The 11074-nt window shown below is 62.3% G+C and carries 11 protein-coding genes; 3 read left to right on the forward strand and 8 right to left on the reverse strand.

What is annotated here, in order from left to right; all coding sequences use genetic code 11:
- Positions 1-298: 298 nt before the first annotated feature.
- The 6 genes from ACS5Q1_RS43485 to ACS5Q1_RS43510 form a co-directional block, all read right to left on the reverse strand.
- Positions 299-781 carry an AAC(3)-I family aminoglycoside N-acetyltransferase gene (locus ACS5Q1_RS43485; RefSeq protein WP_473104059.1) on the reverse strand — a complete coding sequence of 161 codons (483 nt, stop codon included), beginning with the start codon at positions 779-781 and terminating at the stop codon, positions 299-301.
- A 64-nt stretch (positions 782-845) separates the two neighbouring features.
- Complete coding sequence (locus ACS5Q1_RS43490; protein ID WP_473104052.1) at positions 846-1121, reverse strand: hypothetical protein; 276 nt, start codon at positions 1119-1121, stop codon at positions 846-848.
- Between the two features lie 146 nt (positions 1122-1267).
- Complete coding sequence (locus ACS5Q1_RS43495) at positions 1268-1405, reverse strand: hypothetical protein (RefSeq protein ID WP_203440143.1); 138 nt, start codon at positions 1403-1405, stop codon at positions 1268-1270.
- A gap of 73 nt (positions 1406-1478) precedes the next feature.
- Positions 1479-1661 carry a hypothetical protein gene (locus ACS5Q1_RS43500; RefSeq protein WP_473104053.1) on the reverse strand — a complete coding sequence of 61 codons (183 nt, stop codon included), beginning with the start codon at positions 1659-1661 and terminating at the stop codon, positions 1479-1481.
- A gap of 174 nt (positions 1662-1835) precedes the next feature.
- Complete coding sequence (locus ACS5Q1_RS43505) at positions 1836-2240, reverse strand: hypothetical protein (RefSeq protein ID WP_473104054.1); 405 nt, start codon at positions 2238-2240, stop codon at positions 1836-1838.
- A 90-nt stretch (positions 2241-2330) separates the two neighbouring features.
- Positions 2331-4208 (reverse strand): ABC-F family ATP-binding cassette domain-containing protein, encoded by a 1878-nt coding sequence (locus ACS5Q1_RS43510; protein ID WP_473104055.1) that lies wholly within the window; start codon positions 4206-4208, stop codon positions 2331-2333.
- Between the two features lie 208 nt (positions 4209-4416).
- Here ACS5Q1_RS43510 and ACS5Q1_RS43515 point away from each other — a divergent pair, with 208 nt between their 5' ends.
- A complete protein-coding gene (locus tag ACS5Q1_RS43515) occupies positions 4417-5103 on the forward strand; it encodes a Crp/Fnr family transcriptional regulator (RefSeq protein WP_203440139.1) in 687 nt (228 codons plus the stop codon).
- Here ACS5Q1_RS43515 and ACS5Q1_RS43520 read toward each other — a convergent pair.
- Positions 5063-5764 (reverse strand): TetR/AcrR family transcriptional regulator, encoded by a 702-nt coding sequence (locus tag ACS5Q1_RS43520; protein WP_473104056.1) that lies wholly within the window; start codon positions 5762-5764, stop codon positions 5063-5065. The two genes, ACS5Q1_RS43515 and ACS5Q1_RS43520, sit on opposite strands and share 41 nt — an antisense overlap.
- Positions 5765-5909: 145 nt before the next feature.
- Here ACS5Q1_RS43520 and ACS5Q1_RS43525 point away from each other — a divergent pair, with 145 nt between their 5' ends.
- Together ACS5Q1_RS43525 and ACS5Q1_RS43530 are read left to right on the forward strand one after the other, a co-directional pair.
- Positions 5910-7106, forward strand: coding sequence for an HlyD family secretion protein (locus ACS5Q1_RS43525; RefSeq protein WP_473104057.1), 1197 nt, complete (start codon positions 5910-5912; stop codon positions 7104-7106).
- 6 nt (positions 7107-7112) lie between these two features.
- The gene (locus tag ACS5Q1_RS43530; RefSeq protein ID WP_473104058.1) at positions 7113-8708 is read left to right on the forward strand and encodes a DHA2 family efflux MFS transporter permease subunit; all 1596 of its coding nucleotides are present in this window, start codon (positions 7113-7115) and stop codon (positions 8706-8708) included.
- A 1203-nt stretch (positions 8709-9911) separates the two neighbouring features.
- On the opposite strand, the gene ACS5Q1_RS43535 is transcribed toward ACS5Q1_RS43530, so the two are convergent.
- On the reverse strand, positions 9912-10964 hold the full coding sequence (locus ACS5Q1_RS43535; RefSeq protein WP_473104060.1) for an HlyD family secretion protein: 1053 nt from the start codon (positions 10962-10964) through the stop codon (positions 9912-9914).
- Positions 10965-11074 lie beyond the last annotated feature (110 nt).

The following is an 11074-nucleotide window of genomic DNA, read 5'->3' on the forward strand; positions in this document are numbered from 1 at the left end:
TGGGTCCCATGAAATACACCAGCTTTGTGCGGGTCAGCACCCAGGAACCAGCATTTTACGATGCTTCGCGAGGGCGAAGAATCCTTCTGCCCCAAGAAGTTGTGGGTTATTCAGGGCCGACTAAAGCATTTGGGGTGAATTGTGCTCGTCTACGCGGCTGCTCCTAGCGCATCGTGCGGACCCAGAGGGCCGCGTCAGCGAAAAGTGGACCCGGTTTTCCGCCCAGAACGATGCGCTCTTCAAAGAGTGGAGCATCGGATTGGATCCCAAAAGTGGGTCCACTTTTGGGTCCGATGCTCTAGGAGGGACCACGAGGCGACGGCGTGACCGCGATATCGAAATGCAGCACCTCCTCGCGGGTGCCGAGCTTTTCGTAGAGTGCGATGGCCGGATCGTCGCCGTAATCCGCCTGCACATAGACGGCCCAGCCGCCGCGGTGCGCGGCAATCTCGCGCACGTGTTCGATGAGCGTGGTCGCGATGCGCCGACGCCGATACTCGGCTCTGACGGCGAGATCGTAGATATAGAACTCGCGCCGCGCCTTCTCGAATTTCTCGAGCTCATAGGCCACGAGCCCGCCCAGAACCTCGTTGTCCGCTAGCGCTACGAGGACGACGACGTGTTCTTTCGCGAGCAGGTTCTCCAGATAGGCGTCGCTCGGTGGCTTGGATGCATAGGAAACAGGATCGCCGAAAACATCGGCGAACAAAGCATTCAGCTTGCGCAGAAGCTGGATGTCTCCGGAACCGAGGCGATGGATTGCAAAGGGTTCTGACCGCATGGCGTCGGTATAGCGCAGGCGAGACGCAGGCGCCATGACTGACAGTTTTTTTCCAGGAAATGGATCAGACAGCCCGCTTGGCACAGCACCCGGTGACGGTGACCGCACGATCATAAAGGCGTCTGATGTCGTCGAGGTTGCGGATGGCCGGACCTGAGCGCCGTTGAATGACAGCGCTCAACTGCCTGAACTTGTCGTCGGACCAATCCTCAATGACCAGGGTAACTGCTTTCTTGAGAGGAAGGGTCGCGATCTTCACCGGCAAGAGTTCGGCGTTGCTCGACGGCCTGCCGATGGCAAACAGATCGACGATCTCTTCAAGATCATGAGCAGCGGTCAAAGTCCTCTCCATCAGGCGCTGGGTCGGCGCAGTCAACGGCAGAGGAATGTCGCAGTCCAAGCCACGACCGTTCAAATGACCAAAGGAGGTAAGTAACAGCCATCATGGGCGAGCACGTTCCGGGTTCGCGACATCGGAGGTTCTCTTTATCGCCACACGCACGGGAACGGAGCCAACGGATCGTTGTCGTTGCCCGGTTCGACCGTCCTGGCCTTGAACGGTGCGAGCGGCACGAGTGCCCGCGTGAAGAGCCGTGCGGTGCAATAGGACAGGACTTGGTTCATCGTGGCCTCCATCAAAGGCAGCAAAAGCTACCTCACGTATGGTCGGCCAGATGTGCTGTCCCGCACTCCATATTTACCTAACGGCATGTTGGGCGAGACAGCCCATGCGCTTCCAATGCAGGCGAACTTTCGATTTGGTCTGAGAGCGGGCCGCATTGTCGTTGACGGCCAGCGCCGAACTCTCGGTCAGATAGGCCATCGGCAGCAGGCCCTCCGAAAACCCTTTATCGGTGCAGGCGGAAATCTGGATCCTCATCTGTCAGCCTCCCCCATAAGGCTCCTTCGAGAATACGTTCCTGTTCCGATTCTGCATGGACGCCGAGTAGGTAACCCGGCGCCCTGGGGGAGTAGACAGGAGGTGGTACAGGTCGAGGTGACGCGGTCGCGTCGTCAATTTGGCGGCTGGGTGGCCGCCGGCCCGTGCCTTCCATCAGTAGACGTCGTAGCGTCGGACAGGCCGGTCATAGCCGTCGTCGTAGTCCCTGAAACCACGGTCGTAACCGCGCTCGTATCCGCGTGGCGGAGGCCCACGGTAGTAGCCGTCGTCGCGCCACCTTTCGCCCCGGTCATAGCGGCGGGCAACATAGGCGCAGCGCTTGGGCACGCCCGGTGCCGGATCGCCGAAGACCCGGTTTGAGCAGGGAATGCCGCGTTCCCGCACGAAGACCTCCGTGCTCCGTCCGGGAATGCCATAGACGACGCGAGTGGGATAGGGGACGCGGCAGAACCCGTGTTCCCGCGCACAGGGCACCAGGCTTTGCGCCTGGGCCTCCGGCAGCGCCCCAAACATTACTCCAGTGGCAAGCACCGCTGTCGCCAATACCGTGCGAAGCATTTTTGTTCTCCTTCTCGAGAACGCCAATCTATGGCTCCGAGGATGAACGCCGCTCTAACGGTCGAGATCCTTGGTTCACGGCAGCCGGGGCTAAACGCTCGCTTCCTCGATCTCGCCGCTCAGCATCAGCCATTCCTCTTCCACGGAGGCGAGCGTCGCGGCCGCCTCGGCGCGCATCTTGGACAACTCGGTCGCCTTTGCAGGATCCTTCTGGAAGGCGGTGCCGTCGGCAAGCGCGGCGTCGACCTTGCCGATGACGTCGGTGAGCTTCGCCATGCGGCTCTCGATGGCCTCTAGCTTCTTGCGCAGGGGCGCCAGCGCCACCCGCCGCTCGGCTGCGGCGCGGCGTTCGTCGACCTTGGAGGCCGTGGGCGCCTGCGGCTTGTCGGAGCGCTTCTGCGGATCGAGATCGCCGGAGAGCACGAGCTGTCGGTAATCGTCCATGTCGCCGTCGAAGGTCTTCACGCTGCCGTTGCCAACGATCCAGAGCCGGTCGGCGCAGGCCTCGATCAGGAAGCGGTCGTGGCTCACCAGGATGACGGCGCCCGTGTAATCGTTGATCGCCTCCATCAGGGCCGTGCGGCTGTCGATGTCGAGGTGGTTCGTCGGTTCGTCGAGGATGAGAAGGTGAGGGCCGTTGAAGGCCGCCAATCCCATCAGCAGACGCGCCTTTTCGCCGCCTGACAGCGCAGAGACCGGCGTGTCCGCCTTCGCGCCCGGAAAGCCGATCTGCGCCGTGCGGGCGCGGATCTTGGCGATGGGCATGTCCGGCATCCGCTCGGCGACGTGGTCGTAGGCCGTCGCCTTCGGGTTCAGCTCGTCAAGCTGGTGCTGCGCGAAATAGGCGACATCCATGCGGGTGGGCGTGCGCATATCGCCCTTCATCGGTGCGAGCCTGCCGCCGATGAGCTTGCAGAAGGTGGATTTGCCGTTGCCGTTAGAGCCGAGCAGCGCGATCCGGTCGTCCGGCGCGATGGTCAGGTTGAGGCGATCGAGCACGATCCGTTCGCCATAGCCGACGGCACCGCTCTCGACCGTGATCAGCGGCGGGGCGGCGGCGCGCTCCGGCCCCGGCAGGTTGAAGGGCAGCACATCGTCTTCCACGATGATGGCGACGGGCTCCAGCTTGGCGAGCCGCTTGACGCGGGATTGCGCCTGCCTGGCCTTCGAGGCCTTGGCCTTGAAGCGGTCGACGAAGGCCTGGAGATGCTTGCGTTCGGCCTCCTGCTTCGCCGCCATCTTCGCAGTCAGCTCGCGCTTTTCCGCATATTGCTTGGCGAACGAGGTGTAGCCGCCGCGATAGATCGTGAGCTTGCCCCGGTCGAGATGGAGGATGTGGTTGACGCAGGCGTCGAGGAGCTCCCGATCGTGGCTGATGACCAGCACCGTATGCGGGTAACGTCCGAGGTAATCGTAGAGCCAGAGCGTGCCCTCAAGGTCGAGGTAGTTGGTCGGCTCATCGAGAAGCAGCAGGTCCGGTTCGGTGAAGAGCACGGCGGCGAGCGCCACACGCATGCGCCAGCCGCCCGAGAAATCCGAACAGGGCCGGTTCTGCGCCTCGGCATCGAAGCCGAGGCCGTGCAGGATCGCGGCAGCCCGCGCAGGCGCGGAATGGGCGCCGATATCGGTGAGGCGCGTCTCGATCTCGGCCCGTCGGATGCCGTCCGCCGTCTCGGCCTCGGCCATGAGGGCAGAGCGCTCCTTGTCGGCGGCGAGCACCACCTCGATCAGGGTCTCAGGACCGCCCGGCGCCTCCTGGGCCACGGCACCGATCTTCATGCCGCGTGGGAGGGTGACGCTGCCGCTCTCGGTGGCAAGCTCCCCCTGGATGATCTTGAACAAGGTGGTCTTGCCCGCGCCGTTGCGCCCGACGAGCCCCACCTTCGCGCCGGTGGGCAGGTTGAAGGAGGCGTGGTCGAGGATCAGCCGGTCGCCGATGCGGTAGGTCAGGTCGTTGACGTGAAGCATGCCGCCTTTTGGCGTGGGATGGCGGCTCTGGCAAGGTCCCTGGAGGTCTCAGGGGGTAGGCGAGAATGCTGTCCGGTCCCCGTGAAGCCTAGCCTGAATCGCCAGTGACAAAATCGCTGAGGGCTGAGAAAGGGATAGGTGATAGGACCATACTGGCTATGGAAAATTTATGCTATAGCCAAGGATAGCATTCAGGGGGAGAAGACCGATGGCGCGGCTCGCCGGGATTAAGCTGTTCAAGGGATTGGATATCGACCTTGAGCGTTTCGAGTCGCGGGCCAATTGGCGCCGGTTCGATCCCGAGGAGGTCCTGGTCGACTTCGATGAGCCCTCGACGGACGTGTATTTTCTCCTCTCAGGCGAAGTCCGGGTCCTCATGCGGACGGCCTCGGGCAAGGAGGTCATCCTCTATGAGATGAAGCCTGGTGACTTGTTCGGGGAGCTGGCCGCGCTCGATGGCGTGCCGCGTTCCGCCAATGTGACGGCGCTCACCCGTGGCGAGGCCTGCGTGATGCCGGCTTCCGTCTTCAAGGAGCTTCTCTTCTCACATCAGCCCGTTGCCGAGCGGCTTTTCTGCCTCATGGCCTCCCGCATCCGCGAGCTGAACGCCCGTTTCATGGAGCAGACCGTCCTCGACCTTCGGCACCGGCTCTATTCGGAACTGCTGCGCCTCTCGACGCCACGGCAGGACAGGTCGGGGGAGCGGGTCATCACGCCTCCGCCCTTCCACCATATCGTGGCGGCCCGTATCGGCTGCCGCCGGGAGCAGATCACACGGGAATTCACCATGCTGACCCAGGAGGGGCTGATTGAGCGCACCCGCGGCGCCTTGATCCTCCGCCAACCGGACGTGCTCAAAGCGCGCGTAGCCGAGGCCCTGCAGACGGATCATTAGACGGGTCTTTCGGCCCATAGGCCGCGAAGAACACCCGGAGCGCATTCTCCACGTTTTTCTGAATCTCGGCCTCCGTCGGCGATTCGCCGACGGAAAAGAGCATGCGGCGCAGGATGCCGGAGACGCAAAGATCGAGGAGATGCTGCGCGGCGACGCCGGTATCTTCGATGGATAGCCGTCCGGCTTCGACCTGACGGTCGAAATAGGCGCTGAGACGGGCAATGCCCTGGCAGGGGCCGGCTTCGTAGAAGGCCTGCCCGAGACGCGGAAACTTCTCCGCGGCTCCCATCACCATGCGGATCGATGAGATATGTTCGGGCGTGCCCAGGCGCCGCAGGTAGCTGATCCCGAGCCTTGTCAGAGCCCCCCGAACGTCGGGGTCCTCCGCATCGAGCTTGAACAGGACCTCGGCCAGCCCCTGCTTCTCTTCTGTGGTCAGGGCCGCGAACAGGCTCTCCTTACTGTCGAAATAGACATAGAGCGTGCCCTTGGAGACGCCGGCGACCTTGGCGATTTCACCCATGCTCGCGCCGTCGAAGCCCTGCGCCAGGAAAACCTTCCGGGCGCCCTCCAGGATCTGGCGGCGCTTGGCGTTCTCGGGGCTCTCGTCAGCAGCGGGGGAAGGATTTCGGTCCCGGGTGCTGTCATGGACGGCGCTCATGGTGTCTAATATTTCCTTCTTCAGCTATTGACCGAACCGTTCGGTCAAATCATATATGGCAGGCATTCAATAGAGATCAAGGCTGAACGATAGCCCCAAGCCGTTCTGGCTCAAGGGCTTTGTGTCGGCTTTGAAGAGGTTTGAGATGGCTTACCGGGACGAGTTTGAGCAAGGCGCAACGAACGGCTCCGAGACCGCCCGGGAAGGGCAATCCGGTCAAGCCTCCCAGCCGGTGCAGATGGCTCCGGAGACGGCAGCGCCCAAGGTCAAGAAGAAGGGCCTCGGCAAGAAGCCGATCATCTTGGCCGTTCTGGCTGCAGCTCTTGCCTTTGGCGGCTACGAGGGCTTCCACTGGTGGACCGACGGGCGCTTCATGGTTTCGACCGACGACGCTTATGTGCAGGCTGACATCACGATCCTGTCGGCCAAGATCTCCGGCTACGTCTCCTCCGTGGCGGTCACGAACAACCAGAGCGTCAAGGCAGGCGATCTGATCGCCAAGATCGATGACGGCGATTATCGCCTCGCTCTCCAATCCGCCAAGGACAAGCTCGCCACCCAGCAGAGTGCCATCGCGCGCATCGGTCGCCAGATCGAGGCAGGGCGGGCCTCTGCTGCCCAGGCAGACGCCCAGATCGCGGCTGCGCAGGCAGAAGCCGAGCGGGCTGAGAGCGATTATGCGCGCCAGCAGCAGCTCGCCAAATCCGACTATACCAGCCGGGCCGCACTCGAGAACGCCAAGGCCGCCCGCGACCGCGCCGACGCCAATGTGAAGAGCGCCCAGGCCGCGCTCGCCGCCGCCCAGGCCAATGTGGAAGTTCTCTCCGCCCAGCAGATCGAGGGTGAGCGCCTCGCCGCCGAGTACCAGACCGCTGTTGATAAGGCGCAGCGCGACCTCTCCTTCACGGAAATCCGCGCTCCTGTCGATGGTGTCATCGGCAACAAGGCCATGGAGGTCGGCACCTATGTTCAGCCCGGCGCCCGTCTGGCGGCTCTCGTTCCGCTGACCAGCGTTCATGTGGATGCCAATTTCAAGGAGACGCAGCTCGCCTCCGTGAAACCCGGTCAGAAAGTGCATGTAAAGGTCGATGCCTTCCCCGATTCCGACATCGTCGGCACGGTGGAGAGCGTTTCGCCTGCTGCCGGCTCTGTGTTCAGCCTACTCCCGCCGGAAAATGCCACCGGCAACTTCACCAAGATCGTCCAGCGCGTGCCCGTTCGCGTCACTGTGAGCCCCGAGGTCGCCCAGCAGGGTCTACTGCGTCCAGGCCTGTCGGTGGTGGTTGACGTCGACACCCGCACCTCGGCCGAGCCTTCAAAGACGGCCAGCATCAAAGAGTAAGGCACCATGGCCGCATCGGCTGCCATCTCGCAGAGGCCGCAAGGCCTACCTGCCGCGAAGCCGGCGCCGCTCGACCGGCGCCGGACCTTCGCGTTCTTCTGCATGGTCTTCGGCATGTTCATGGCGATCCTGGACATCCAGATCGTCTCGGCCTCGCTCGCCGAGATCCAAGCCGGCCTCTCCGCCTCGTCCGAAGAAATCTCCTGGGTGCAGACGAGCTACCTGATCGCGGAAGTGATCATGATCCCGCTCTCGGGCACGCTCTCGCGCGTGCTCTCGACGCGCTGGATGTTCGTGATCGCGTCGGGCGGCTTCACCTTCATGAGTTTCATGTGTGCGACCGCGACGAACATCGAACAGATGATCGTCTACCGTGCGCTGCAGGGCTTCATCGGCGGCGGCATGATCCCGACGGTCTTCGCATCGGCCTTCACGATTTTCCCGCCGGAGAAGCGACCCGTGATCTCGCCGATCATCGGCCTCGTGGCGACGCTCGCACCGACGATCGGTCCGACGCTTGGCGGTTACCTGACCGATCTTTTCTCGTGGCACTGGCTATTCCTCGTCAACATCGTGCCGGGCATCTTCGTGACCGTGTCGACCTATCTCCTGGTCGATTTCGACGAGCCGGATCTCAGCCTGTTCAAGTCGTTCGACTGGGCCGGCCTCGGCCTCATGGCGGCCTTCCTCGGCAGCCTCGAATACGTGCTGGAGGAGGGGCCTCTGAACGACTGGTTCCAGGATGAGGCGGTGCTGATCCTGACCATCGTCTGTGTCGTCGGCGGTGTCGGATTTTTCTACCGGGTGTTCACGGCAAAGCATCCCATCGTGGATCTGCGCGCCTTCGCCGACCGCAACTTCCTCGCGGGCTCCGCCTTCAGCTTCGTCATGGGCATCGGTCTCTATGGCCTGACCTATCTCTATCCGGTCTATCTGGCACGGGTGCGAGGGTACTCGTCGCTTCAGATCGGCGAGACCATGTTCGTGACAGGCGCCACCATGTTCCTCATGGCGCCGGTCGCGGGAATGCTGTCGCGCAAGATGGATCCGAGATTGATGATGGCCATCGGTTTCGGCGCCTTCGCCTTCGGCACTTGGCAGATCACCGGTCTCACCAAGGATTGGGACTTCTGGGAGCTGTTCGTGCCGCAGATCTTCCGCGGCGTCGGCCTCATGATCTGCATGGTGCCGATCAACAACATCGCGCTTGGAACGCTGCCGCCGGACCGGATCAAGAATGCGTCGGGCCTCTACAACCTTACCCGCAATCTTGGCGGCGCGGTTGGTTTGGCGGTCATCAACACGCTCTTGAACAACCGCCTTGATCTCCATCTTCAGCGCCTGCGCGAGAGCGTCACCTGGGACAGCTCCACGGCGATGGAGACGCTCAACGCCTTGACGATGAAGTTCCAGGCGCTCGGCACGGACGCGAACGCGGCAGCACTCAAGACCATGGCGAACATGGTCCGGCGCGAGGCCCTGGTGATGTCCTTCGCCGACGTGTTCCTGCTCCTGACCGTGCTGTTCCTAGGCTTGGTCTGCGCCTTGCCTTTCATCAAAAAGCCGCGCGCGGCTCCGGCCGGCGGTGGGGGTGGGCATTAACTTAAACCTCCAAACTTAAGCCCGGCTTTCGAGCCGGGTTTTTCTTGGTTCCGTGTCCTCTAAATCCCGCAAGACCTACGCCCGCTCCGATGATGGAGCAACCATGATTGAGATATCCCCCACACTTGTCTGTGGGGAAGGGTACAGGCCAGAAGCTCGGTCTCGTTAGATAGGAGGGGTAGTCTCCACTATGGGTGCAATTGGCCGTGGAATAGACACCCTGCGGATGCATTGTTCGTGCTATCCTGAGAAACTCAGAACTCTCCCAGCGAGCCAATCAATGCGCATCCTCTTAGCCGTCTCCATCCTAGCTCTCGGATTTGCGTCCCAGGCTGCACAGGCTCAGGCGCCCGCAGCAAAGGACACGGCTCCACGAGCGACGGCAGCAAAGACTCTTAGCGATGAGGAGACTACCGCCAGGATTGATGCAATTCGGCAGAAGGCTGAAGCCCTCGAGCGCACTCGAGATGAGAAGCTCAAGAGGACGACCAAGAGCATCTGCGTTGGCTGCTGATCGAAATCGCTCCCGGCCAGTACGTAAAGGAGTATCTGGCCCAGAGGCTGAGCTGTTGAGGTAACCCGCGCCCATCCTTGTCGCGATCAGCTTATGGGATCATGGGAGCTCATTTAGAGCAAGGATTATCCACGCCAGAGCTCCAACGGCAGTGGCGATCAGAGCCACGTAATACACCAATTCAAAGATGTCGTCTCGTTTCCAATTCACGCCGACCCACCCAAAGGGAACCATCATTAAAATAGGTTCAAGTAATCCAAGCTCGAAAAGAAAGGGCTTTCGTCAGCGGCCCAAAGAGGAAACAAGTGCAGGCAGCTAGAGCGGCCCCTACAGCGATCTAACTGCCTGCTTTGCCTAGAAGGGGGAAGGTCTTCTGGCGATCATTCGGTGAATCGTTGTTCGCGTCCAGAAGCGATTCTTCCCGAACCGGCGTGGATAGAAGCAGGATGCCGGGGTGCTTGTCGATCAGACGAGACGGTTATCAATCTATACCAAGGTGTTGTTCGGTCGAACTGGCCGACTAGTGCCATACGTCGAGAGCGCCGGGTCTCATGCCCAAGCCTCTATCCCACAAAGCAAGGCAGAGAGAACGCGACGCCAATCGCAGCATAGAGCAGCCTTGGAGAGTTCGCTGAAGCCAATCTCTCAAGATGAAGGCCCGAGGTAAATCCTAAAATCGAGCCCAAACCTCAACTCCCCCGAGCCTGCGTATCCACGCTCACCACCACCGACATGCCTGGCGACAGACGCTCCGCGAGTGCCTGGCCGGGATCGATGGCGATGCGCACCGGCACGCGCTGCGCAACCTTGGTGAAATTGCCGGTCGCGTTGTCGGTTCTGATCACGCTGAATTCCGAACCGGCGGCCGGCGAGAAGCGTTCGATATGGCCCTTCAGCTCGGCATGCTGGAGCGCATCGACGGTGAAGGTGACAGACTGGCCGGCTTCCATGCCGGCAAGCTGTGTTTCCTTGAAGTTCGCGATGACCCAGATCCGCTCCGGCACGAGGGCGAGGAGCTGCGTGCCGGCGGCCACATATTGCCCGACGCGGGCGCCGACCTCTCCGAGCTGGCCGTCCTCCGGCGCCACGATGCGCGTGTTCTGCAGGTCGATCTCGGCAAGCCTGACGGCCGCCTCGGCGCCTTGCACCGCAGCTTCGAGGGACTGGCGGTTCACGAGCGTCGCCGCGAGATCCTGGCGTGACACCTCCAATGCGGCTTGCGCCTGATGCAGTGCCGCGGTGGCCTGATCGAGAGCGGCACGGGCCTGGTTGGCTTGGCTCTGGGTCGTGACGCCGCGCTCCAGCAGCGGCTCGATCCGCTTCCAGCTCGCTTCCGCTGCCTTGAGTGCCGCCCGGGTGCTGGCGACCTGGGCCTCGCTGGAGACGATACGCGCTTCGTCCGAGCGGCGCTTCTGCTCCGAATTGGCCAGGGCAGCCTGCTGCCCGGCAAGCGTCGCCTTCGCCTGTTCCAGCTTCTGGGTGAAGATGCGGTCGTCGATCTTCACCAGAAGCTGCCGGGCCTTCACGCGCTGGAAATCCTGCACGGCTACTTCGGCCACATAGCCGGCGAGCTGAGGGCTGACGAGCGTCACCTGTCCGCGCACATAGGCGTTGTCCGTAATCTGGACGGAGCTCTCGAAGGGCGGCAGGCGCCAGGCATAGAGCACCAGGACGATTCCGATGGCGCCGATGGATGTTGCGATGAGCGTCGTGGTGGAGCGAAAGAGCTTGGGCGGATTCAAATGGTCGTCGCAACACCCTGAAGGAGGAGGTTGCGATGAGCATTCGAAAGCGGCGGTCGGATCGGTCTGGGCGAGCCCCGCTACCGTCACCTGGCCGGCCACCTGTGGCG

The organism is Microvirga sp. GN3 (assembly GCF_055792825.1).